Source organism: Pseudomonas umsongensis (assembly GCF_012647205.1).
Classification (GTDB): Bacteria; Pseudomonadota; Gammaproteobacteria; order Pseudomonadales; family Pseudomonadaceae; genus Aquipseudomonas; species Aquipseudomonas umsongensis.
The window spans coordinates 3,791,313-3,817,121 of sequence record NZ_CP051487.1 but is presented as its reverse complement, the minus strand read 5'-3'; the positions used below and the strand labels follow the sequence as shown (position 1 = coordinate 3,817,121).

The following is a 25,809-nucleotide window of genomic DNA, read 5'->3' as shown; positions in this document are numbered from 1 at the left end:
CCACGGTTTCATTTTTTTTGGCCTTCAGAACGCTTTCCGTCCCCAAGCAGCGAAATTTCCTATCGCCACTGTCAATCGCTCCCGCTTTTTTGGGGGAGTGGGTCGAGTAGGGTGGTGGTCCTGAAATGACTGCAACGGAATGCACCATGAATGAACTATCTCAAGATGATGCCGGCACATCCCCGGTGTCGTCCCTGCAACTGCGCGATGAACTGAAAAATGTCGTGGACATCGCGCTGCCGCAATCCCCCAGCCAGTTTGGCGAGCGCTTGATCAAGGATAAGTGGGGGGCGGACGTCGACCCGCAGACGACCTTGCTGGTGACGCTTGATTACCATTACCAAGGTCACCCTGCTCAGGACGGTATCGAGCAGGGACAAGTGGCGAGCTCGCAATCATTGCTGCAAGCGCTTCTGGCCAATGACCAGATCGTTGGTGATGGACGTTTTGCTGAAACGGCCTTCGGTCTATACACACCACCGGACATCGGGCCTTGCGTGCGGATTGTCGAGCACGTCGATGAATTCGCCAATCATGGCAGCGGCAATCATCAGACGTACGAAGGCATTTATCGCCCAACGGTTCCACAAACCTATGGCCCGCTGACCCAGATCGACTTGAGGCCGGCGGATTTCAAGCGATGGGTATGGGAACTGGACCTGCGGGAACGCTATAAAACCTATCTTGATCACGCCTGGCCGTCGGACCACGTGCTCGCGGCTGCCAATCCTTACCCCTTGAGAACGTCGACCAAAGCGGCATTCGTCATGACGGCGTGGTTGCAGCGTCAGGAACAGCGCTTGAGCGAAAAGGGCCTTGCCCTGGCGATGCAGGCAGCCGGTTTGCCAGCGGATCAGTCCTGGGAAACCCTGGCGATCGAACAGCTGCAAGCACCCACCCGGATGCCGCTGAAAGTCACGGCGAGCCGTCTGAAGCTTTATCGTTACACCGCGACCGACATTTGGATGTTTCGCGAGGCAGCCAGTGATCGGGTGCTGATGTACCTCCCGGGTAATTCCTCGCCGCTGCATGAGTTCACCGATGTTTCGCAGTTGCACCAATGGGTGGTGAAACAGGGCAACGCCAACGACACGAAACAGGCCTTGGTGTCTCACTTCAGTGAGGTTGATCGCCAGGATGGCACTTTCCATGCGGGCGTGCTGACCGCGCTGGACGGCATGGCGTTGTACCCGAAAGTGCATCGGCTGACCAACAATGCCGGCTTCTTCAACAACGATGGTTATTGGGATCCGGCCGATTACATCGGCTTTGACGATCAGCCTCCCGCCACCGATCCGTTCGCACAGCTTGTGCTGGGGATGAAGCAGGCTGCGCGGGACAGTGCCGCCACCATTCGTGACGACGCACAGGTCAATCGCGACAACCTGAGTGCCGTGGTCGAACCGATTGTCCAATGGGTCAACCAGTTTGGTCCGCTGGCGGTATTTGTACCCGGCGGCGAGGGGGTGTTGGCCCTTGCAGGACTCATCGACGCCGGTTATGGCCTGGATCAGGCCATCAACGGAGATACACCCGACAAGCGTTCGCAAGGTATCACCCGCACGGTATTCGGCGTGCTCAATGCGCTGCCGCTGATTGCAGAGGCGGGGTCGATCAGCCACGAAGGGGCTGGGGAGACGGGCGTGGCCAAGGCACTGGAAGGCAGTGGCGCACCGTCGAAACCTTCTGAGGCGGCGTCGGAATTGTCATTGCCGGCGCGTACCGAGCTCCTGCGTGGCGTGGGTGTCCCAGCAGGTACATTCAGTGACGAAGTGCTGGCACAGATTGGCAGGGTCAGCGCAATCGACGATGACATGCTGCGCCTGATGCAGGCAGGGCGTGCGCCGACTCCGTTACTGGCCGATACCATCGCGCGCTTCAGGATCGATCAGGAAGTAGCAGGGCTGGCTGACTCACCTGCCGCACGTGCCGAGTTGTTCAATCATCGCTATCAGGCACTGCAAAAGACAGAGAACGAATGGGTGCGGTTGTTTCAACGGCAATATCCCGATTTACCCAAAGGCGCCGTGGAACAGATGCTTGATCGTTACGGCGTCGATCTCAAGGCATTGCCGGATATTTCCGAAGCGAAACGGTTGTTCAGCCAGTTGGACAGCAAGGCTCGCCAATACCAGCAACATGTACGTCTCAATCGTGCCTATGAAGGTCTGTATCTGCGCTCGATCGTCAATGGCGAGTCGGATAGCCTGGCCTTGCACTCATTGAAGAACGTGCCTGGTTGGCCTGCGGGAATACGAATTGAAGTCCGCGAAGGTTCTATCGGTGGTCGACTCCTCGATCGTAGTGGTCCACTGGATACTGCCGATTTGCGAACAGTGATCAAGTCCGGCGAACGCTATCTTCACAATGACTTGTCCATTCAGCCGGCCATGGCGCCAGATTTATATGAGGCTGTTGTCGAGATTCTGTCCGCGGACGAGTGTTCAGCATTGGGGCTGACGTCCAAAAGCCCAGCGGCTCAATTGAGGCTCAAGGTCAACGACCGGCTGTTATCCCGTTCAGAATTGGCGCTTGGCCTTGCCAGAATGGACTCGAAGCTTTCCTTCGAGCCGCAGGGCTTAAGAGGGGGAGCATTTCCGGATACTGTTCAAAATGCCGAGTTGATTCATCATGCGATGAGATTGCAGCTTAAGGAGATCTACCCGGAATTTTCCAATGAAGACGCTGATTTAATGTTGCAGCGGCTTGGTAGCGATTGCCAGGCTCATATCGACAGCACAAAACTGCAACTGCAGCAGCTGCATGTGGACATGGATACGTGGTTTCTTCAGGTCTCGGTTGATGTCTACGATACGGATATCCCTTTCTTGCGAGCCGAGGATCCTGAGGCTGAGGGAATGACAGTCCGGGAAATCACATTACATAATTTCGATTTACTGCAAACTACGATGTCGAGCGAGCTCACAATCAGGCAGGAACTGGCTGATGAATTGGTTGCAATCTTTCAAAAGCGCGATCCTCACGAAAGTAGCCACTATTCAGGGAGTCATGACCAAGGTTTCAGCATGAACATGCGTAATGAAGACTTTCATCGATTACCAGCGCTCAATGTGCGATTCAATGATGTCGTCGAATTGGATCTTCAACACTTTCACTTGATTGAAAGGGAAACGCTTAACGGGTACATCGAGCGCTTTCCCAACTTACGGGTGTTGAACCTGCAAGATACCGACCTGCGATTACTCTCCCTTGATGGCCAAATGGAGAGCGTTTTGCCCCCGGTGATTCCTCAGTTGCAGCACCTCACTTCTCTGAACTTGCAGTCCACTCAACTGACGTTTAGTGAAAATACGGCAGGGCAACTGAGTCAGTTGGTGAACCTGCAATCGCTGGATCTGAGCGACAATCCATTGGGCATCCCTCCGATCGTGTTGGGAATGAACCAGTTGCGAACTCTTAATTTGAGCAATACCCGCATTACGAGCTGCCCGATCGGGATCGGGGATCAGCCATACCTGACAAGCCTGGATCTAAGCGAGAACCAGATTCGGCGTGTCCCGCAGGCAGTGCTAAATCAAGCGATCGCCCCGGACAGGGTGTTGCTGTGGAATAACCCGTTGACCGATGAGGACACATTGCAAAGGCTGGTCACCCATCGTCAGCAAACGGGCATCAACCTGTGGTTGAATGCGCCAGGTCCTGAGTATGCGGGTCCTGCGGCCTGGCTGACCGGTATGGAGGCGGGGCAGCAAGGTCCAAGGCTTCAGGTCTGGAATAGTGTGGCGCTCAAGACTCGCGGCAGGAGGCTGCTAGGGACCATGAGTACATTGACCCTGACTCCGGATTTCGTAGTCAATTATCCGGAACTTCAGGCAAGGGTATGGCAGTTGCTATCGCAAGCGGATGCTTCAGATGAATTGTGGGGGCGATTGACCCTCAATCCTCCGATGCCGGAAGGCGCCTTCAATAACCCGTTCGCGGTATTCACCGTATTGGAAAACCGTGCAAGGCTCCATGCGAACTGGGTGGCGATGGGAGAGCCGTTTCCGGTCGGTGAAGATTAACCATGGCAGGAGCTAACTTGTTCATGAAGGTGTGTACTTGCCACCGATTTACAGCAAAGGGAGTAAAGTTGCGGTCAGGAAGCAAACATATTCTGTACTTATTATAATGTTGTCTGGTTATAAAATTTGTTTAGACTCTCTAGTATATTAACAGCAGCAAGGAAGTTGCATCATGAGTAAAAGTAAGTACCGAGGCGATCCACGGGAGCTTGCCATTTTTGAAAGGCTACTGCCGCAAAGTGGTATGTTTCTGGTCGACGAAAGACTCGGTAAGGATTCATCGGTTATCTATCGTTCGAGAAACAATGAAATTGAAGCGGCCTGTATCAAGCGCCATCGACCCAGCCAGTCAAAGCCGGACTTCAGCGTGTACATAGAAGGTGACTACTGGGGAAATATGAATGGGAAGTTGTTTGAGGATGTGCCCGCACTGGCGTACGCACTCAAAAAAAGGGGCCTGACGCAAGTCGAGTTCTGAGTTATCTGCTGATGCAAAAAAAGCCCTGACTCCGTATGGAGCCAGGGCTTTTTATTTTGTTCAACGGCGACGGAACAACGGCAGCGGTTCGTCGGTGGCAGCCTGGTAGGTTACCGAGAAGTCCTTGAGACCTTCCAGGGCTTCGTACGGGTCTTTGTCGGCGCGAATCGCGAACGCATCGAAACCGCAGCGATGCAGGTAGAACAACTGGTCGCGCAGCACGTCGCCAATGGCTCGCAGTTCGCCTTTGAAACCGTAACGGTCACGCAGCAAACGGGCGTTGGAGTAGTTGCGGCCATCGGTGAAGGCCGGGAAGTTCAGGGCAATGACCTGGAATTGCGCCACGTCTTCACCGATTTCCTCGGCTTCTTCATCGGCATCGAGCCAGATGCCCAAGCCACCGTCGCGGGCCAGGAGCATACGGCTGTGTTCGCGCCACAGCTGCAACGGAACGATGTAGTCGTCGCAATTAGTGATCTCATCGATGCTGAAATCCTTGGGCAGCAAGTGCCAGGTTTCGTCGACGACTTCGTTGTTCTTAATGATTCGCTGCATAGACGCGCTCCTTGAAGAGGTCGATGCCAATACGCTGGTAGGTGTCGATGAAGCGTTCGTCTTCGGTACGTTGTTCGATGTACACGTCGATCAGCTTCTCGATCACGTCAGGCATGGCTTCCTGGGCAAAGGACGGGCCGAGGATCTTGCCCAGGCTGGCGTCGCGGCTGGCGCTGCCACCGAGGGAAACCTGATAGAACTCTTCGCCTTTCTTGTCCACCCCGAGGATGCCGATGTGGCCGACGTGGTGGTGGCCACAGGCGTTCATGCAACCGGAGATGTTCAGGTCCAGTTCGCCGATGTCGAACAGGTAGTCCAGGTCGTCGAAACGGCGCTGGATCGATTCGGCGATCGGGATCGACTTGGCGTTGGCCAGGGAGCAGAAATCGCCACCCGGGCAGCAGATGATGTCGGTCAGCAGGCCGATGTTCGGCGTGGCGAAACCTTTCTCGCGCAACTCGCCCCACAGGGTGAACAGCTTGTCCTGCTCGACATCGGCCAGGATGATGTTCTGCTCGTGGGAAGTACGCAATTGACCGAAGCTGTAACGGTCGGCCAGGTCGGCCACGGCGTCGAGCTGCTTGTCGGTGATGTCGCCCGGTGCAACGCCGGTCGGCTTCAGAGAAAGGGTCACGGCCACGTAGCCTGGCTTCTTGTGCGCCAGGGTATTGCGCGCGCGCCAGCGAGCGAAGCCTGGGTGTTGCTGGTCGAGTTCGGCCAGGGCGGCGGACTGGTCGTCCAGCGCCTTGTAGTCCGGGTCGACGAAGTGTTTGGCGACGCGATGCACTTCGGCTTCGGTCAGCGTGGTCTGGCCACCGCGCAGGTGTTCCATTTCCGCGTCGACTTTCTGGGCGAAGACTTCAGGCGTCAGCGCCTTGACCAGGATCTTGATGCGCGCCTTGTACTTGTTGTCACGACGACCATAGCGGTTGTAGACCCGCAGGATGGCGTCGAGGTAACTCAACAGGTCTTGCCATGGCAGGAATTCATTGATGAACGAGCCAACCACCGGAGTACGGCCCAGGCCACCGCCGACCAGCACCCGGAAGCCCAGCTCGCCAGCGGCGTTGTGCACCGGCTCCAGGCCGATGTCATGGACTTCGATGGCGGCACGGTCGGAGGTCGACCCGTTGACGGCGATCTTGAACTTGCGCGGCAGGTAGGCGAATTCCGGGTGGAAGGTGGTCCACTGGCGGACGATTTCGCACCACGGACGCGGATCGATCAGCTCGTCGGCAGCGACACCGGCGAACTGGTCGGTGGTGACGTTGCGCAGGCAGTTGCCGCTGGTCTGGATCGCGTGCATCTGCACGGTGGCCAGTTCAGCCAGGATGTCCGGGATGTCTTCCACGGCCGGCCAGTTGAACTGGACGTTCTGCCGGGTACTGATGTGGGCGTAGCCCTTGTCGTAGTCGCGGGCAATCTTGGCCATCATTCGCACCTGGCGCGACGTCAGCTGGCCGTAAGGCACGGCCACCCGCAACATCGGCGCGAAGCGCTGGATATACAGGCCATTTTGCAGGCGCAGGGGGCGGAATTCTTCTTCGCTCAGCTCGCCTGCCAGATAGCGTCGGGTCTGATCACGGAACTGCTTGACGCGGTCCTCGATGATCCGCTGATCGTATTCGTCGTATACGTACATATAAGTCCTGTTCTCAGGCTTGGGTCGCTCGGATACAGCTGCGTTTTTTGCTTGCCGCAGTCCAAGAGCCTCTGCAATTCTGCGCGCACGGCCGCGCACTCCTTAGGGAGCCGGGGCAAGATACCAGTTTGTAGTTATGCGCAAAAGTGATGTTTGAGTATATGTAAAGAACCAAAAGGACTAATGAGAATCGTTGTTGCAATGTCCCTGTTTGTGGTGCGGGGAATCGTCGTCTTTACTGTGATCGAGTCTTTCTGCAATCACCGATAAAACCGACAAGAGGCGATGCAATGAGCAACCCAACCAAAGCACGGAAAAGCGACAGTTCGGTCGATGCCTGGGCAATTCTGTTCCTGATCATCCTGGTCGTCGGCACTGCGGTATTCTGGGTCAGTCACCAATAAACCAACCCGTCCGGGTCTCTGCCGACGCTTGTCGGTTCGCTGGCTGTCATGCGCGGCGAATTTTCCGGAGGCCCGGGACGATCAATAGCGAAGTTTTCTACGCCGTTCGACATCCGTTCAGGTCGCAACGCTGATGGCTCATGCCCCGGCTAAAAGCAGCACCAACTGCACGATGCCGTACAGTGTCATTGCGAATACTGCCGTGAACAAGATCCCCAGGATCACAAAATGGCTGGGTTTGCCGTGAGTGAAGTCCCGCGCCCGGTTTTTCCCGCTCTGCACCCCGAACGCCGCCGCCATGACGCTGTGGAGCATCTGCCAAAACGTGGGTGGCTTGTTATCGACTGGATCGTCCATAAATCCCTCTTCAGCAAGGTGTGAGATCTCAGCATAGCCAAACAAACTGCCCGTTTCCCCCCATAAATATGTACCGCCATGCCGCCGGATGGCCGTGGTGTCCTGATGCGCTCTCAATCGAGCATCAGGAGCGACATCATGCCGGACCCTTCCATACCCGCTGAACCGGGATTTCACGTTCCGTTTATCAAGAGCCGCCTTCCCGACTGGACGCGTCACCTGGTCACCCCCCATCTCCAGGCCATGACACAGGCACGCAATCCAGCCCAGCGATTCATCAAGGCGTACCCTGAGCTGTATGCCAAGGCATCCCAGGCATTGCGCCAGGCCTTGCTCGACAGTCAGGCACAGAGCAGCGCTTCCAGCCAGGCGCTGGCCACGACTCTCAAGGATTTCAAGGGCATCACCGAGTTCGCCAAGCCATTGCTGACGGATGCATTGCAGAAAAAATTCGGTCAGGCGCCGGATGTCGTCAACACGGCGCTGTTTCATATGCGTTCGCCCAACCTGGCCGAAGAGCAGTCATTGTTGCAAGCGGCGCTGCGAAACTTCGAAGAAAATGAGCCTTTCGACGGCATTGCCCTGCAGGAGACCAGCGCGCTGGCGCCGGTGGGGGCACTGGAGCAGCATCTTTACGACGAACGCACCCAGTATCCGTTTGCGAAGGTGCGCTACAGCCTCCGTGACAAGTTGTCGATCAAGCCCGCGGCGTTCGCCAGCCTGTGCCGGGAACTGGACGTGGGCAAGCAGTATCAGGACCATCTGACGGCGGTGTTCGATGCGCCCGACAAGGCTGCGACGGTACGCCAGCAGACGATTGCGGCCGACAAGCAACGGATGCGCGTGCAGGCGCATATCGCCCTGATGAGGTCGGACATTGACACCGCAGACCATGCCACGGTGTTGGCGATGCTCGACGGTACCTCGCAGGAACGACTCGATGGCGAGTCAGTCCTCCACAGTCGGGTGGAGGTGTTTGGCTCTAAATTGAATGACGTGCTGATTATTGGCGCTGCATCGCGCAAAGTCAGAGAGACCCTGCAAAATCCCTGGCTCTTTCTTCTGCCGTTCACACCCGAACTGGCCAAACTGGTGCCTGATTCACGAGTCATCGTCTACATTCCAGGCGATCCCATCAGCCCCCTCAAGGCGTATGCCTCTGGCCGCGAGTTTGCCCGTGACCTGGCGATCAAGCTGCGTTCCGTCAGTTACCAGCGGTTCTTTGCCGGCTTTGTCGCGCAAGATGAGGCCGGTCGTTTTTTCCACCGGCTCAAGCGCCAGCTCAAGGTCCAGAAATGGGACCCGGCTCCGGTTTATCCCGGCCCACCCTATGCGCCGGGCGCATTCCTCAATGGCATGTATGTCGAGGTGTGGAACGAGAATGTCGACTTGGGCATGGATGAAAGCTTCATTGATGGCGAAGTGTTCGCAGCCCGTTATGAGTTTCATCTGGCCAGAATGAAGTCCAATGCCAGGCTGTTGGCCATACCCACCGCCGAGGTCGACCACGAAGCCTGGATGATGCGACTCCAACACTATGCCGAATGGGGGTTGAGCGTCTTGAACGTGGCAGCCTTTTTCGTGCCGGGACTGGGTGAGGTCATGCTCGCCGTCACCGCCGTGCAACTGACCTACGAGGTTTACCAGGGGGTGGAGGCGTGGAAAGAGGGGGACGCCGAGGAGGCCTGGAGCCATCTCACGTCAGTGGCGCAAAACGTAGCCTTCATGGCCGTGTTGGGCGCGGTAGCCAGCAAGGCGCCACCGATCATCAACTCGCGGTTTGTCAGCAGGATGACCAGGATCACCACGCCTTTTGGTGAGCCGCGCTTGTGGAGTCCCGACCTGGCCCCCTACAAGAGCAGTGTGTCTGTGGAGGGGCTCGAGCCGAATGCATTGGGGCAGTACAAGGTCGGGGACAAGACCTGTATTCGATACGAGGGGAATGTCTACGAAAAGAGCTTCGACCCGGCGCTGAAAAAATGGCGGATCCAGCACCCCAGCGATCCCCAGGCCTATCAACCGATCTTGCGGCATAACCAGCTCGGCGCCTGGCAGCACACGCTTGAAAGGCCGCTGGAGTGGGACCGCCCAACGTTGTTGCGCAGAATCGGGCCGCAGATGGACGTTTTTTCGGATGCGCAGTTACAGCAAATTGCCGAGGCCAGCGGGGTCAGCGATGATGCGTTGCGCCAGATGCACATCGATCTCCAGCCACCGCCGCCGCAATTGGCCGAGACCATCAGATCGTTCAAGGCTGATCAACAAGTGCAGCAGTTGATTGATCAGATCCGCAACGGCGGTGACCTGGGCAGTGCTGGCGAGGCTGTCGTACCGCTGGCTGTTGGGCTGCCGGACTGGCCCGTCGAGGAGGTCCTGGAAGTCTTCGAGGGACCGGAACCCCGGGGGGCGTCGCAGCGCTTCGGTTCAGCGTCGGCAAGCAACAATGTAAAGCCCACGATCAAGATCACTCGAGCCGAAGTGCAGGCCGGAAAATTGCCGGAACGTATATTAGGGGCGCTTGACGAGCCACAAATCACCCGGTTACTCGGCGCACGCAGCGCACAACAAGACGCGAACCGCGTGCAGATGTTCAGGGACAGCCTGGCCAACCGCGCCCTGGATAGCAAAAAGTCCCTGGTCGACCGACTGCTCGCTGGCCAGCAGACGACGAATACCGATATTCAACGACTGCAGCGCAGTTTCCCTACGTTGTCGCCGGAGGGTGCGCGACAGGTGCTGGGCAATGCCAGTGCCGCCGAGCTGGCCCAATTGCGCAGCAGCACAAAAATACCCTTGCGCCAGGCGCAAGAAATTCGTGTCCATTTACAGCAGGGCGCTCTCAACCGGGCGCTCTGCGGTTTGCATCTGGAGAGCATGGCGTCTGTGGCCAGCGATCGCCTGGCGTTGCACAGCCTGGAGCAATGGCCCGGTTGGTCGATGGATATGCGCGTGGAGCTGCGTTCCGGCTCGATCAAGGGCCTATTGCTGGACAGCGTTGGCAGCGACAGTGCGACGTTTCGCAATTACCTGGTCAAGGGCGATGGCTATTTTCGCGCATACGACGCCCAAGGCAGGCCTCTCAACAACATCCCCGCCCATGGCCGCAATCTCTATGAATCGCTGCTGGAGTTCTTGCCCAACGCGACAAAGGCAACCCTGGAAGGTCATCAGGGCCAGGCCTTGCAAAGAAAACTGGCGAACCATGCCAGCACTCATCGCAACGACATGGCGCTAATCTTGAAACAGCGCCCGTTGAATGGCCCCGGGCCATCGCTGCGTTTGCCCAATGGCCGCCTGGGTTACCTGGCCAGTGGTCGTGGTGTCGGCTTTCATGAAGCTGCATTGGTCTCCAGGGTCCGCGACCTTTACCCGAACATCTCCGATGCGCAAGCCAGCCAGTTCGTCAGAAACCGCCTGAGCGCGGGGGACACCGACCAGCAAGTGTTCAATCTGTTGAACAACCGTCAGCGGGAATTCGACGCATTGGAAACCGCATTGAACAACTGGGTCGACGCTGTCGTGCCGGCCCCTGCTGGTGGGCAGTCACGCCGGGTGATCGCCGATCGGCTGATCCATTGCTGGCGCTATGGTCTTTACCGAGAGTTTGAGCCCGCTTTCCATCTGAATTTAAGCGGTGCTGACACGTTGCCGGAGTGGAAAGCCGATTTCTCCCATGTGCGTAGTGTGCAACTGGACACTGGGCAGCTAATCGGTAACTCGGGCAATGAACTGCTTCAGCGGTTTCCAAAGATCAAAAAGCTGGATCTCTCCGTGGAAGTGCGGGATATGGCGGCTCTGGCGGAAAAACTGCCTGAATTGACAGAGATTACCGAGCTCGCCGTTGATGGCGCATCGCAGACCTATACGCCGCAGTTGGTGCAGGCGCTACAGGGAAGACGCAGCTGGAGCAGCTGTCGCTCAAGGGCGATATCGGTGTAATGGACTTCGGCACGCTGACGAATCTGCGGTCCTTGAGGTTGGCGGGGAATTTGACCGAGTGGCCGACCGGGGTGTCGGGCCTGAACAGGCTGGAAACCCTCGATCTACAGCGAATGCCGATCAAATCGCTGCCTGACGAGTTGTTCAGTGGGCGGGAGTCGATATGGCGTTGCCTGCAGCTGGATTGGGCGGCCCTGGAACCGCAAGCTTTCTTGAAGGCCTTTGAGTATGTGCATGAAAACCCGGCGCATCTGGTCAACGAGCCACAAATGATTGCCCAGTACTGTGCAGGACGTTTGTCGAAGCTGGCACCCAATGATTACACCTTTGCATCAGACGCAATGGCGCGTTTCAGTCGCGACGGGCTATCGGGACGGGCATTGCTGGAAAAGGTTGATGCACTGCACGAGCAGCATCTGGCTTTGACTCAGTCATTGGACGCCTGGAAGGGCAGGGTTGTGCGGGTCGATGGCCGGCAAATGGAGATCGCGCACCGTGAGCTGATCGCTGAAAGAATTGGCGAGTCCGCTCGCAAGGGGCTGCGTGCACGGTACTTCCCCGCTGAGCCTGTAGCGGGTCCGTCGTGGTGGCAAGGTGATGCAGCGAATGAAGTGTTGGACCTGACGGGGTTTGGCCCGCTGGGCGATTTACCCGTGCTCGGCGATTCGGCCTTTCCCCATGTGCGCAGTTTGATCCTCAGTGGCAGCGGACTTTCGACCGTGCAGGTCAATGAGTTTCTGAGTGGATTTGCGCAACTGCGTTCCCTCAATCTCAGCTCCAACCAACTGACCGGGCTGCCGCAGGCCATTGATGCGCTCGGAGAGCTCAGCGAGTTGAACCTCTCATTCAATCAGATAAGGATCACGGCGTCAGCGCAAGCGCAGTTGAACCGCTTGCCTCACTTGAAAACGCTGAACCTGGCGTACAACCGACTCGACGCGCTTGAGGTCGGTTCGATGACCGGCCTGCAGAGCCTGGACCTGAGTCATACCCATCTGCGTAACTGGCCCGAGGGCGTGTTGTCATTGCCCAACCTGCGCCGTCTGGCCCTGAATCACAGTGGCATTACCGACATCCCTGCCGCAGCCTTGACCGGGCATGATCAGCTGTTGGCGGGAACCTCGCTGCAAGGTTGCCGGCTGAGCCCGCAAGCAGTGACCGCGGTGCGGGCATATGCGCAACGCACGTCATCCCTTAACCCGATGGCGATTGCGCCAGTGCACCTGTCGGCCGGACGAACCGGAGGCGATCCGGAATTCTTTCCGGATGAAGTATCGGAGCACCCGGACTTTTTATTGCCTTTGCATCTGGAGCCCGGCGAAGGTGATTTGCCCCGGACCGCAGCCTCCAGACTGCAGCGCCTTGATCCTCAGCTGGGGGATACGCAAGCCGTTGAACGGATCGACGCATGGCTTGCCCAGGGGATGACTGCCCTGGAAATTGAAGCCCGGCTGGTCGAGTGGCAGCAACAGCAGACGCAATTGATCAAGCATTTGAATGACTGGATCGATGTTCCGGCCGTTCGCAGTCGCCAGGGTTGGGTCAGCGCGGTAGACCGCCGCCGGGCGGCTGACCAGCTTCTGGAGTGCTGGCGAGCCACCTTGCGAGATGTTCCCGCGGCCGAGGGAGCACCGACCGATGCTGTGCTTGATTTCACCGGCCTGATCATCGGCGACTTGCCGGCCTTGCCGGTCACGTTCGAGCAGATCGGTGCATTGGACCTTAGCGGTGTCGGGCTCACGGAAAGTTCGGACGCGTTCCTGCATTCGTTTCCGCGGTTGCGTAGCCTGACGCTCAATCGCAACGGCCTGGGCACTTTGCCCGAGGCTGTGGGGCAATGTGAACACCTCACCCGGTTGAGCGCCACGTATAACGATCTGCGTGCCAGTGATGAGTTGTCGCGCCAGTTGCGCTCGCTGAGGCATCTGCAATGGCTGGACTTGAGCGAGAACCGCATTGCCAGCTTTGCTGTCACCGGTCTTGAGCAGTTGCAAGGGCTGAATCTGAGCAACAACAATCTTTGGGAATGGCCCCAGGGCGTATTGGATGCGCCGGCGCTGACGACCCTCAACCTGAGTCGCAACCAGATAGAGGTAATTCCTCCCGCTGCCTTGCTGCCTGAGCACGCTACCTTGATGGCCGGCACCAACATGACCGACAACGTCGATCTGGAACTGGAGGACATGTTACGACTGCAGCAGTACATGGAGGAAACGGGCATTGGCTTGGGGTTTACCTCGCAAGAGATTGAACGACTGCTCGAAGGCTACGGGCCTGAATCGGGCGACAGTTTCGAGAGCTCTGATGAGGAGGTTCATCCCGACCATGAGACGCCGCAAGTACAAAAGGCGCGGTGGTTTGCCGGCGTGGCGGCAGACTCGGAAAAACACCAGATGTGGAGTGCCTTGATGGAGCAGGACACCACCCAGGACTTTGCATACATTCTCTCGCAACTCCAGCATGCCCGGGACTTTGTCTCCGATCGCGTGGACCTCACGCAGCGCGTCTGGCGTGTCCTTGAAGCCGCTTATGGCGATCAAGCGCTGGGCGAACGGTTAATGGTCCTGTCGAAGGCACTACGGAGTCGCGCGACCTGTGGTGACGGTCGGATACTGTTGTTCAACGAGCTGGAAATCGAGGTCTATGAGTTCAATGCCTTGAAGGCCATTGCCCCGGAACACAAAGGTCGCGAGCTGTTGAAACTGTCGAGAAACCTGTTCCGCCTGGCGCAGGTCGAGGAGATTGCCAAAACCCGTATCCAGCTCAGGCCCGCTATCGATCCTGCCGAGATTCGCCTGGCCTTTCGAATCGGCCTGGCTCAGCGTCTTGAATTGCCCAGCCAGCCCAAAGGCATGGTGTACGAGAGCTTGGCGCAAGTGACGCCAGCGGATCTTGAGGAAGCGTACGCAATGATCCTCGCCAAGGAAAAGACGCCGGTGTTCATCGAGCAACTGACCGCGCGTAAATACTGGCGAGACTATCTGGAGGAGAAATACCCTGAGGAGATTACCAGGGTGCAACAGGGTTTCCAGGACAAGGTCAGTGAGCTGGAGGATAAATATCCGGAGCTCAATACGGCCTACCTGCAGGAGGTGGACGCCCTGGATACCGTCAATAAAGCCAACCGCCTGCAACTGCTGACCACACTCAGCGAACGTGAGGTAGCCGAGTTGGGCGCACAGGCCTGATCTTCAGCCGGCAAAGCTCTGGAGTCAGCACAGGTCTGCCTCCAGAGCCCAAGGCTCGGATCAATCAGTTGTCATACCCAAGGTTGGGCGCCAGCCAGCGTTCGGTGACGCTCAATTCCTGACCTTTGCGCGACGTGTAGCTCTGCACCTGGTCCTTGTCGATCTTGCCCACGGCAAAATACTGCGCCTGCGGATGCGCGAAGTACCAACCGCTGACAGCCGCCGCCGGGAACATCGCATAGTGCTCGGTGAGGAACACGCCGCTGCGGCCGGCGCGCATTTCACTGGCCTCAGGGTCGAGCAGGGCGAACAGGGTGCTTTTCTCGGTGTGATCCGGGCACGCCGGGTAGCCCGGGGCAGGGCGGATGCCGCTGTATTGCTCCTTGATCAACGCCTCGTTGTCGAGCGTCTCGTCCTTGGCGTAACCCCAATAGTCTTTACGCACCTGTTGGTGCAGCCACTCGGCGCAAGCCTCGGCCAGGCGGTCGGCGAGGGCCTTGACCATGATCGAATTGTAATCGTCGCCAGCGTCCTGGTAAGCCTTGGCCACCTCTTCGGCACCGATGCCGGCGGTGGTGATGAAACCGCCCACGTAGTCGGTGACTTCGCTGTCCTTGGGTGCGACAAAATCAGCTAAGGAGAAATTCGGCTTGCCGTCGGTCTTGATGATCTGTTGGCGCAAGTGATGCAGCTTGGCCAGGGGCTTGCCGTCATCGCCGTAAAGTTCGATGTCGTCGTCGCGTACCTGGTTGGCCGGCCAGAAGCCGAACACCGCTCGGGCGCTGATCAGCTTCTCGTCGATCAGTTTGGCAAGCATTTCCTGGGCATCGGCATACAACGCCGTAGCGGCTTCACCGACCACTTCATCCTGGAGGATGCGCGGGAACTTGCCGGCCAGGTCCCAGGAAATGAAGAACGGCGTCCAGTCGATGTATTCGGCCAGGACTTTCAGGTCGATGTTGTCCAACACCTTGGCGCCGGTAAAGGTCGGCTTGACCGGCGTGTAGGTGCTCCAGTCGAACTGAGGTTTCTTGGCGATCGCAGCCGCGTAGCTCAGGCGTTCGGTACGGGCGCTGCGGTTGGCGGTGCGCTCGCGCACTTCGATGTATTCCTCGCGGGTTCTCTCGACGAAGCCGGCCTTCAGTTCCTTGGACAGCAACTGGGTCGCCACGCCGACAGCGCGAGAGGCGTCGGTGACATACACCACCGCATCGTTGCTGTACTTGGGTTCGATCTTCACCGCCGTGTGCGCCTTGGACGTGGTGGCGCCACCGATCATCAACGGCAGGTGGAAATCCTGGCGCTGCATCTCGCGGGCCACATGGACCATTTCATCCAGCGATGGCGTGATCAGGCCGGACAGGCCGATGATGTCGCACTTCTGCTCCTTGGCGACCTGCAGGATCTTCTCCGCCGGTACCATCACGCCTAGGTCGACGATGTCGTAGCCGTTACAGCCCAGCACCACGCCGACGATGTTCTTACCGATGTCGTGCACGTCACCCTTCACGGTGGCCATGAGGATCTTGCCCTTGGCTTCCGGCTTGTCGCCTTTTTCAAGTTCGATGAACGGGATCAGGTGCGCCACGGCTTGTTTCATCACCCGGGCGGATTTCACCACTTGCGGCAGGAACATCTTGCCGGCACCGAACAGGTCGCCGACGATGTTCATGCCGGACATCAGCGGCCCTTCGATCACTTCGATCGGGCGGGCAAAGGACTGGCGCGACTCTTCGGTGTCTTCGACGATGTGCGTGGTGATGCCCTTGACCAGCGCATGCTCCAGGCGCTTGTTGACGTCCCAGTTGCGCCACTCTTCGGTCTCGGCTTCCTTGACGCTGCCATCGCCCTTGTACTTGTCGGCGATGGCGAGCAGGGCGTCGGTGCCTTCAGGGGTGCGGTTGAGGATCACGTCTTCAACGGCGTCGCGCAGCTCGACAGGGATCTGGTCGTAGATTTCCAGCTGGCCGGCGTTGACGATGCCCATGGTCAGGCCCGCGCGGATCGCGTACAGCAGGAACACCGAGTGGATCGCCTCGCGCACCGGGTTGTTGCCGCGGAACGAGAACGACACGTTGGACACGCCGCCCGACGTCAGCGCATAGGGCAGTTCGTCGCGGATGTAGGCACAGGCGTTGATGAAGTCCACGGCATAGTTGTTGTGTTCTTCGATGCCGGTGGCCACGGCAAAGATGTTCGGGTCGAAGATGATGTCTTCCGGCGGGAAGCCGACGTCATTGACCAGAATGTCGTAGGAGCGTTTGCAGATCTCTTTCTTGCGCGCTTCGGTGTCGGCCTGGCCGGCTTCGTCGAAGGCCATCACTACCACGGCGGCGCCGTAGCGCTTGCACAGCTTGGCGTGGTGGATGAACTGCTCGACGCCTTCTTTCATGCTGATCGAGTTGACGATACCCTTGCCCTGGATGCACTTGAGACCGGCTTCGATCACTTCCCACTTGGAGGAGTCGATCATGATCGGTACGCGGGAGATGTCCGGTTCACCGGCAATCAGATTGAGGAAGGTCACCATGGCCTTCTTCGAATCAAGCATCCCTTCGTCCATGTTGATATCGATCACCTGGGCGCCGGCCTCAACCTGCTGCAGGGCGACTTCCAGGGCTTCGGTGTAGTTGTCTTCACGGATCAGGCGGGCAAACTTGGCCGAGCCGGTGATGTTGGTGCGCTCGCCGACGTTGACGAACAGCGAATTGCGATCGATGGTGAACGGCTCCAGGCCCGAGAGACGGCAGGCCTTGGGGATTTCCGGAATCTGGCGTGGCGCATAGCCAGCCACGGCCTTGGCGATGGCTTCGATGTGGCCCGGGGTGGTGCCGCAGCAGCCGCCGACGATGTTGAGGAAGCCGCTTTGGGCGAATTCCTCGATGACCTTGGCGGTTTGCGCCGGCAGTTCGTCGTACTCGCCGAACTCGTTGGGCAGGCCGGCGTTCGGGTGCGCGGAAACGTGGGTGCCTGCCTTGTTCGACAGCTCTTCGAGGTACGGGCGCAGTTCGCTGGCGCCCAGGGCGCAGTTCAGGCCGACCGAGATCGGCTTGGCGTGGGCCACGGAGTTCCAGAACGCTTCGGTGGTCTGCCCGGACAGGGTGCGGCCGGAGGCGTCGGTGATGGTGCCGGAAATCATGATCGGCAATTCGATGCCCAGTTCTTCGAATACGCCCTGTACGGCAAAGATCGCGGCCTTGGCGTTGAGGGTGTCGAAGATGGTTTCGATCAGGATCAGGTCGGCGCCGCCCTCGATCAGGCCTTTGGTGGCCTCGGTGTAGTTTTCCACCAGTTCATCGAATGTCACGTTGCGGTAGCCCGGGTTGTTCACGTCCGGCGACAAGGAACAGGTGCGGCTGGTCGGGCCGAGTACGCCGGCAACGAAACGCGGCTTGTCCGGGTTCTCAGCGGTTTTGGCATCGGCGACCTTGCGCGCCAGGCGAGCGCCTTCTACGTTCAATTCGTAGGCCAGTTCCTCCATGCCGTAATCGGCCATGGAAATCCGGGTGGCGTTGAAGGTATTGGTTTCCAGGATATCGGCACCGGCATCCAGATAGGCTTTCTCGATGCCACCAATCACGTCCGGGCGCGTCAGCACCAACAGGTCGTTGTTGCCTTTGACATCGCTCGGCCAGTCGGCGAAACGTTTGCCACGGTAATCCTGCTCTTCGAGCTTGTAGCTCTGGATCATCGTACCCATGCCGCCATCGAGAATCAGGATGCGCTCTTTGAGGGCGTGCTTGAGGGCTTGGAGGCGAACGCTGCGATCGGACATTGGGACTACTCGGAAAGACCATGACGAAGGGCCGGGATGATAGCAAACCTGTGCGCTTTTAGAGCATGTCCGGGTTTTTCATGAATATCGCTCATGTTGGTGTGGCGTCCAGCCCGGTAGAATCGCGGCGTTTTCTAAAGGATCGGGACCAGGGACATGTCGTATCGCGTCGTCATCGCCAGTGTGTTGATGTTTTTGAGCTGGGGCGCGTCCGCGCAAAGTCCCGCGATTTCCCCTGCAATCTCCTACACCCGCGATGTACAGCCAATCTTTACCGAAAAGTGCGTGGCCTGCCATGCCTGCAACGACGCCCCCTGTCAGCTCAATCTGGGCAGCGGCGAAGGTGCGGCACGTGGCGCGACGAAAGTTCCAGTGTATGACGGTGAACGAAGCCAGGCTGTGGCGCCGAGCCGACTGTTCTATGACGCGTTCGGCAAGCGGGCCTGGGAGCAAAAAGGCTTCCAGTCGGTGCTCGACGCCCAGGGCGATCAGGCGGCATTGATGGCGCGCATGCTTGAACTGGGTCATACCAATCGCCTGCAACCCAATGCCAAATTGCCCGAGGACATCGTCCTGGGCCTCAATCGCAACAATATGTGCGCCTCGCCTGGCGAGTTCGACGGTTATGCCAGCGCGCATCCCAAGGAGGGCATGCCCTTGGCGGTCACCGGCCTGACCGATCAGCAATACCAGACGCTGCAACGCTGGCTGGCCTCGGGTGCGCCGATCGATGAACAGGCCCTGGTGCCCAGCGCGAAGGAAGCGTTGCAAGTGGTGCAGTGGGAGAACCTGCTCAACGCACCGGGCGCGCGACAGAGTCTGGTGGGGCGCTGGTTGTTCGAGCACTGGTTTCTCGCGCACCTCTATTTCAAGGACGGCGAGCCGGGGCATTTCTTCCAATGGGTGCGATCTCGCACGCCGACTGGCCAGCCCATCGACCTGATCAACACCCGTCGGCCGAACGACGACCCCGGCACTCAGGTGTATTACCGCTTGCGGCCGGTGCAGGGCGTGATCGTGCACAAGACGCACATCACTTATCCGTTGAGCGCGGCGAAGCTGGCCCGGGTCAAAAGCCTGTTTTACAACGGCAATTGGCAGGTCAACGCCTTGCCGGGCTACGGCCCGGAACGCCGGGCCAATCCGTTTACCACCTTCGAAGCGATCCCGGCCCAGGCGCGTTATCAATTCATGCTCGATAACGCCGAGTATTTTGTGCGCACCTTTATTCGCGGCCCTGTCTGCCGTGGGCAAATCGCGACCGATGTGATCCGCGACAACTTCTGGGCGTTGTTCCAGGCACCGGAACACGACCTCTACATCATCGACCCGAACTACCGCGGCCAGGCGACGCCGTTGCTGGCGATGCCGGGGCAGAACGACGACGTTGGCAGTGTCCTGAGCCTGTGGCACGACTACCGCGACAAGCGTAACGAATACGAAGCCCTGCGCCGGGACAGCTATGCCGATCTGCCGGCGCCGAGCTGGTCGAGCCTGTGGGCGGGCAACGACAACGCACTGCTGAGCATTTTCCGCCATTTCGACAGCGCCGCGGTGACCAAGGGCCTGATCGGCGATGTACCGCAGACGATGTGGTTGTTCGACTTCCCGCTGCTGGAGCGTACCTACTACCAGTTGGCGGTGAATTTCGACGTGTTCGGCAATGTTTCCCACCAGGCCCAGACGCGCTTGTATTTCGACCTGATCCGCAATGGCGCCGAGCAGAATTTCCTGCGCCTGATGCCGGCCGACTCCCGGGAGGGCTACCTCGACGATTGGTACCAGAACAGCGGGAAATTCAAGATGTGGCTGGACTATGAGGCCATCGATGACGACACGCCGACCGCACTGAAGCTCGATGAGAAGGACCCCAAGCGCGACTTCGCCATGCAGCTGCTGGCACGCTACGGCGAGCTGAACGCCACCCCTGATCCGATCAACCGCTGCGACGGCGCGTATTGCTCGCGGCCGAACATCGACCCGGCGCTGCAGGCCACCGAGCAGGCGTTGAGTCGCCTGGCCTCACGTCCGGCGGCAGGCCTGCGGGTCATCGATCAACTGCCGGAAGCGACCATGCTGCGCGTCGAAACGGCGAGTGGGCAGCGAGTGGTCTATAGCCTGCTGCGCAACCGGGCGCACAGCAACGTGGCGTTCCTGCTGGGTGAGTCGCTACGGTTTCAACCGGGGCTGGATACGCTCACCATTTTCCCGGGCGTACTCAGCAGTTACCCGAACTTCATGTTCAATATTGCCGCCGATCAGGTGCCTGAGTTCGTCGATGCGATGGAAAACGCCAAGGATGCCGAGCGCTTCGAGAAAATCGTCGAGCGCTGGGGAGTCCGCCGCAGTCATCCGCAGTTCTGGCAGTACTTCCATGACCTGAGCCGCTATATCCACGAAACCGAGCCGGTGGAAGAGGGCGTGCTGGACATGAATCGCTACGAGAACCTGTAATCACGCTTAACACCCGTAGGAGCTGCCGCAGGCTGCGATCTTTTGATCTTGAAAACCAGAATCAAAAGATCGCAGCCTGCGGCAGCTCCTACAGGGGGATTGTCGGAATCTTTCCCGACAAAAATACTAGGACTTTGTCCGGCGCGATGATTGGCGTAAACTGCGCCCAAGCCTGCGAGGAGTTTCCATGACCGCTATTACCATCACCGACGCCGCCCACGATTACCTGGCTGATCTGCTCTCCAAGCAGAACACCCCGGGTATCGGCATCCGCGTCTTCATCACCCAGCCTGGCACCCAGTACGCCGAAACCTGCATTGCGTACTGCAAGCCGGGCGAAGAAAAACCCGAAGACACCGCGCTGGGGCTGAAAAGCTTCACCGCTTACATCGACCATTTCAGCGAAGCGTTCCTGGACGATGCCGTTGTCGACTATGCCACCGACCGCATGGGCGGCCAGTTGACCATCAAGGCGCCAAACGCCAAAGTGCCGATGGTCAACGCCGACAGCCCGGTCAACGAGCGCATCAACTACTACCTGCAAACCGAGATCAATCCTGGGTTGGCCAGCCACGGCGGCCAGGTCAGCCTGATCGACGTGGTCGAAGACGGCATTGCCGTCCTGCAATTCGGCGGCGGTTGCCAAGGCTGCGGCCAGGCTGACGTGACCTTGAAGGAAGGCATTGAGCGCACCTTGCTCGAGCGTATTCCCGAGCTCAAGGGCGTGCGCGACGTGACCGACCACACGCAGAAAGAAAACGCCTACTACTAAGGTGTTCGCTGCAAAATGAAAAAACGGCGCCCATCGTGAGCGCCGATCGTTCCCACGCTCTGCGTGGGAATGCCTCATCGGACGCTCCGCGTTCGGCTTTAGAGGGGACGCAGAGCGTCCCGGGCTGCATTCCCACGCAGAGCGTGGGAACGATCATCATGGCCTGTAGAGATGCGCATGCCCCGCACGATACAGCGACGACTCGCTGAACTGCTCACTGCCCAGCACCCGACCCACAAGAATCAGCGCCGTGCGCCGAAACCCCTTGGCTTCCACCTTGTCGGCAATGTCCTCAAGCGTCCCCACCACCCAGTCCTGATCCGGCCAGGTCGCCCGGTGAATCACCGCAATTGGGCAGTCTGCGCCGTAATGCGGCCGCAGTTCGGCCAGGATTTTCTGCAGGTGTTTGACCCCCAAATGAATCGCCATGGTCGCCCCGTGTTGCGCCAGGCTGCCCAGTTCCTCGCCCGCGGGCATCTCGGTCTTGTCGGCGTAGCGTGTCAGGATCACGCTCTGCGAAACGTCCGGCAAGGTCAGTTCCGCGCCCAGAAGCGCAGCGCAGGCGGCCGTGGCGGTCACGCCGGGGACTATTTCAAAAGGGATGCCGAGTTCTCGCAGGTGGCGTATCTGCTCGCCTATTGCGCCGTACAGGCTCGGGTCACCGGAATGCACGCGCGCCACGTCCTGGCCATTGGCATGGGCCGTCTTGATCAGTTCGATGATCTGTTCCAGGTGCAGTTCGGCGCTGTTGACCACCTGTTCGGCGCAGTGCCCTTCCAACACGGCGGCGGGCACCAGCGAGCCGGCATAGATGATCACCGGGCAACTGCGAATCAACCGCTGGCCTTTGACGGTGATCAGTTCGGGATCGCCGGGACCTGCGCCAATGAAGTAGACCGTCATTAAGAATTCCTGTTGAAAAGGGACGCTGGGCAAGGCTTCAGATGAAGAATGCTCATGATCGAATGCGCAGATTATCGGGAATTTTACGCGGCGCCAGCCAATGCGAGGGTAGCCTGGGCATATTTTTGGCGTGGGATCAGCAATGTAGCCGGGCCGTTGGCCAGTTGCTCGGCCAGTGCCAGGGCGGCACTTTCCGCTACGCCATAGCACCCGGTGCGTTCAAAGGCGATGTCCGAATGATGGCTCAGTCGGGGTTGATAGCTCGCCAGTTGTTCACTGCTGAAATACATCATCTGTAACCCAAGCTGTTCGGCCAGTTCGTTCAGCGCCGGTTCGTTGCGCTTCAAGTCGATGCTGGCCAGGGCCTTGATCCGATGCAGTTCGATCTGGTGCGCCTGCAGTGCCTGGTCAAGCAGTGCCCGCAACGTGCTGACGGGGCAGCCACGCTGGCAGCCCAGGCCGACCACCAGGGTCGGCGCTGCGCTGAGGCCTGTCATGCGGGGTATTGACCATCGCTTTTGCGGCGGAACAACCAGGCACTGATCAGGCCCAGGGCCAGCCAGAACGCCATGTTGGTCAGCTGCGAAGCGATCTTGAACTGAGTTTCCAGTGCCTCTGGAGCGAGCATCGAGTGCACTTGCGGTTGCGGAGCGCCAATCACATGAGGCACCGCAAGGATCGCCACGCCAAGGACTTTCATCAGCCAGTGACGGCTGAACACGATCAGGGCGATACCGACAGCGGTGGAGGCGGCGGTGCCGATCCACCAGAGTTGGCGTTGCGCCAGATCGGCAGCCGCGGTGCCCGGCAACTCAGGTGGCAGGCCAAGCGTCGGCGCCAGCACAAATGTCGCGTAGCCAGCCAAGCCCCAGAGCAGGCCCTGGGAGGTTTTGGTCGGCGCGCGCAGGGTGTAGAGACCAGCGAGCATCAGGGCGAAACCAACCGCCACTACCAGGTTACCGCCAGTGGTCGACAGCACACGCTGCCAGCCGTCTTCCGGTTCCCAGGCTTCGGCATCGTGGGTATGTGCGGCTACACCAGCGGCGTGTTCATGAACTTCAACCGCTGCTGGTCCTGATTGTTCGTAGGTTTCGGCCTGCAAAATCAGCGGTGAAACCCACAAGCTTTGCAGCAGGGTCAGCAGCAGGGCGGCCAGCAACCCGGTGAAACCTGCGGTTTGCGCAATACGCTTGATCATGTCGACAGGTCTCAATGGCACGGGAACGCGGAACTGTGGCGCGTATCGTGTGCGGCGTTGTGCACTGCTTCGATGTGCGAGAAACCGGCGAAATACACCAGGCTGGCGCCGAGGATTGACGCAAAAAACGCCGCGGTCAGGCGTTGGGACAGGGTAGTGGTGCTGCTGGCGGCATTGCTGTGGCCGGTGCTGCTGATAATCGACATGGCGCTTCCCTCTGTTCGGTCAGCGGGGAATAAGAGCGCAAGCAGAACTCCGCACGACCGAGCGCGCAGAAGTCCGAACAGCGCCCGCCCACCGCGGGTTTGTTGATTGAAGTGATGGTGATGGTCACTTTGTGTTGCGGGCCGGTCTCCGGGCTCACGAGGGGCGCAGGCGTTAGCCTGAACCTTCCAGCGTCACCTTCCCATGCCGCATTGGCACAGTGGATCTGACGCTTCACTCGCTTACCGTTGCGGGGGCAGCACCGGACTGACATGGCCTGAAGTAAAGCACATGATTCACCGGTTTCCCGTTTCACCCTGTGAAGGGCACCCGTAACAAGATGCGTAGGAGAGCATGGGCGGGGGGCGGGCGTCAATTGGCAAGGGTTCTCACTTGAACATCGAGTTGTTCCCTTCGAGCAAGCCCGCTCCCACATTTGACCGAGTTCCTTCAGGGCAGACCCTCAAGTGTGGGAGCGGGCTTGCTCGCGAAGGGCGCACCGCAGGAATCATGTGAACATTGACCCGCCCCGATACCATGCGTAGCCTTGCGCTTTCGAGGTTCTTCGGCGTTTGTCGAAGCTAAGAAGGGAACGCGGTCAATGCCGCGGCTGCCCCCGCAACTGTGAACGGTTCAGTTTCTGCCATGCCACTGCATGCGCCAGCCATGGCGCGCGCGGGAAGGCGCAGCAACCGCCAGTCCAACGACTGGCCAGCCGTCAGCCAGGAGACCTGCCTCGATACAGATTCTCACTACAACCGGGCGGGGTGATCCGGTGGCGAACGCTTCCTGCGCGCGTGTGCGTTGCCGGTTCTCGTCCCGTATGCCCGCCACCTTGCCAAAGGGCATCCGATGAAAACACTGGCCAAACTCCCCGTCACCATCGTCACCGGCTTCCTCGGCTCGGGCAAAACCACCTTGCTGCGGCACATGCTCGACAACGCCCAAGGCCGCCGCATCGCGGTGATCGTCAACGAGTTCGGCGAGCTGGGCATTGACGGCGAAATCCTCAAGCAGTGCTCTATCGGTTGCACCGAAGAAGAGGCCAACGGCCGTGTCTACGAACTGGCCAACGGCTGCCTGTGCTGCACCGTACAGGAAGAGTTCTTCCCGGTGATGCGCGAACTGGTGGCCCGTCGTGGCGACCTAGACCACATCCTGATCGAAACGTCCGGCCTGGCCCTGCCAAAACCTTTGGTCCAGGCCTTCCAGTGGCCGGAAATTCGCAGTGCCTGCACCGTAGACGCGGTGATCACCGTGGTCGATAGCCCGGCCGTCGCGGCTGGCACGTTCGCCGCGTTCCCGGATCAAGTCGACGCCATGCGCAAACTCGACCCGAACCTGGATCACGAATCGCCTTTGCACGAGCTGTTCGCCGACCAGTTGGCCAGCGCCGACCTGGTGATCCTCAACAAGGCCGACCTGATCAGCCCTGAAGACCTGGCACGGGTACGCCTGGAAGTCGCCGAGGAACTGCCACCAGCGGTGAAAGTCATCGAAGCCAGTAGCGGGCGCCTGCCGCTGGACGTGTTGATCGGCCTCGGTGCCGGGTCCGAAGAACACATCGACAGCCGTCACAGCCATCACGATCACCACCATGAAGGCGAAGACGATCACGACCACGATGCCTTCGATTCAATCTCCATCGAACTGCCGGCATCTGACGAAAGCCTGCTGATGGATGCACTGACCCAACTGGTGGTGCAGCACGGCATCCTGCGCGTCAAAGGTTTCGCCGCGGTCCCGAACAAACCGATGCGCCTGCTGATCCAGGGCGTGGGCACCCGATTCGACAAGCATTTCGACCGCCAGTGGAGCGCTGAAGAAGCACGCACCACCCGTCTGGTGTTGATTGGCCAGGCGCTGGACGCCACAACGCTCGAAGCGCAATTGCGCGCCGCGCTCAGCGTGTAAC

Annotated in this window: 15 protein-coding genes and 2 riboswitches; of the genes, 7 read left to right on the top strand and 8 right to left on the bottom strand. The window is 59.1% G+C overall.

The features are described from left to right. The first annotated feature begins 146 nt into the window (after positions 1-146). Positions 147-4,025, top strand: coding sequence for a dermonecrotic toxin domain-containing protein (locus HGP31_RS17135; protein ID WP_168758272.1), 3,879 nt, complete (start codon positions 147-149; stop codon positions 4,023-4,025). Between the two features lie 172 nt (positions 4,026-4,197). After that, positions 4,198-4,503: a hypothetical protein gene (locus HGP31_RS17130; protein ID WP_168758271.1), complete on the top strand. Its 306-nt coding sequence runs from the start codon at positions 4,198-4,200 to the stop codon at positions 4,501-4,503. A 60-nt stretch (positions 4,504-4,563) separates the two neighbouring features. Here HGP31_RS17130 and HGP31_RS17125 read toward each other — a convergent pair whose 3' ends face one another. The 3 genes from HGP31_RS17125 to HGP31_RS17115 all read right to left on the bottom strand — a co-directional run bounded on the left by HGP31_RS17125 (position 4,564) and on the right by HGP31_RS17115 (position 7,461). Beyond that, positions 4,564-5,058 (bottom strand): DUF934 domain-containing protein, encoded by a 495-nt coding sequence (locus tag HGP31_RS17125; RefSeq protein WP_033041115.1) that lies wholly within the window; start codon positions 5,056-5,058, stop codon positions 4,564-4,566. After that, positions 5,042-6,700 (bottom strand): nitrite/sulfite reductase, encoded by a 1,659-nt coding sequence (locus HGP31_RS17120; RefSeq protein WP_020799148.1) that lies wholly within the window; start codon positions 6,698-6,700, stop codon positions 5,042-5,044. The genes HGP31_RS17125 and HGP31_RS17120 overlap by 17 nt, the downstream gene beginning before the upstream one ends. Positions 6,701-7,242: 542 nt before the next feature. Next, positions 7,243-7,461, bottom strand: a complete 219-nt coding sequence (locus HGP31_RS17115; protein WP_020799147.1) for a DUF2970 domain-containing protein — start codon at positions 7,459-7,461, stop codon at positions 7,243-7,245. A 138-nt stretch (positions 7,462-7,599) separates the two neighbouring features. Between HGP31_RS17115 and HGP31_RS30565 the strand changes: the two genes are divergently transcribed. After that, complete coding sequence (locus HGP31_RS30565; RefSeq protein WP_240963489.1) at positions 7,600-11,400, top strand: dermonecrotic toxin domain-containing protein; 3,801 nt, start codon at positions 7,600-7,602, stop codon at positions 11,398-11,400. Positions 11,401-11,450: 50 nt separating this feature from the next. After that, positions 11,451-14,588, top strand: coding sequence for an NEL-type E3 ubiquitin ligase domain-containing protein (locus tag HGP31_RS30560; RefSeq protein WP_240963488.1), 3,138 nt, complete (start codon positions 11,451-11,453; stop codon positions 14,586-14,588). Positions 14,589-14,652: 64 nt separating this feature from the next. Here HGP31_RS30560 and metH read toward each other — a convergent pair whose 3' ends face one another. Continuing rightward, the gene (gene metH, locus HGP31_RS17105) at positions 14,653-18,363 is read right to left on the bottom strand and encodes a methionine synthase (RefSeq protein WP_033041110.1); all 3,711 of its coding nucleotides are present in this window, start codon (positions 18,361-18,363) and stop codon (positions 14,653-14,655) included. Between the two features lie 156 nt (positions 18,364-18,519). Here metH and HGP31_RS17100 point away from each other — a divergent pair, with 156 nt between their 5' ends. Beyond that, positions 18,520-20,817, top strand: a complete 2,298-nt coding sequence (locus HGP31_RS17100) for a fatty acid cis/trans isomerase (protein WP_168758270.1) — start codon at positions 18,520-18,522, stop codon at positions 20,815-20,817. 187 nt (positions 20,818-21,004) lie between these two features. Then, entirely contained in the window at positions 21,005-21,589 is a 585-nt protein-coding gene (gene nfuA / locus HGP31_RS17095; protein ID WP_007912592.1) for a Fe-S biogenesis protein NfuA, read from the top strand. A 156-nt stretch (positions 21,590-21,745) separates the two neighbouring features. Here the strand turns inward: nfuA and cobM are convergent, their stop codons facing one another. The 4 genes from cobM to HGP31_RS17075 all read right to left on the bottom strand — a co-directional run bounded on the left by cobM (position 21,746) and on the right by HGP31_RS17075 (position 23,896). Then, a complete protein-coding gene (gene cobM / locus HGP31_RS17090) occupies positions 21,746-22,492 on the bottom strand; it encodes a precorrin-4 C(11)-methyltransferase (protein ID WP_168758269.1) in 747 nt (248 codons plus the stop codon). A gap of 83 nt (positions 22,493-22,575) precedes the next feature. Further along, positions 22,576-22,989, bottom strand: coding sequence for a cobalamin biosynthesis protein (locus tag HGP31_RS17085; protein ID WP_168758268.1), 414 nt, complete (start codon positions 22,987-22,989; stop codon positions 22,576-22,578). After that, entirely contained in the window at positions 22,986-23,690 is a 705-nt protein-coding gene (locus HGP31_RS17080) for a CbtA family protein (RefSeq protein WP_020795441.1), read from the bottom strand. Before HGP31_RS17080 ends, HGP31_RS17085 begins: the two co-directional genes overlap by 4 nt. Positions 23,691-23,701: 11 nt before the next feature. Then, a complete protein-coding gene (locus HGP31_RS17075; protein ID WP_168758267.1) occupies positions 23,702-23,896 on the bottom strand; it encodes a CbtB domain-containing protein in 195 nt (64 codons plus the stop codon). A gap of 122 nt (positions 23,897-24,018) precedes the next feature. Next, positions 24,019-24,243, bottom strand: a riboswitch (cobalamin riboswitch). A gap of 192 nt (positions 24,244-24,435) precedes the next feature. Further along, positions 24,436-24,647: riboswitch (cobalamin riboswitch) on the top strand. A gap of 99 nt (positions 24,648-24,746) precedes the next feature. Here HGP31_RS17075 and cobW point away from each other — a divergent pair. After that, entirely contained in the window at positions 24,747-25,808 is a 1,062-nt protein-coding gene (gene cobW / locus HGP31_RS17070; RefSeq protein WP_020795439.1) for a cobalamin biosynthesis protein CobW, read from the top strand. The last annotated feature ends 1 nt before the right edge of the window (position 25,809 follow it).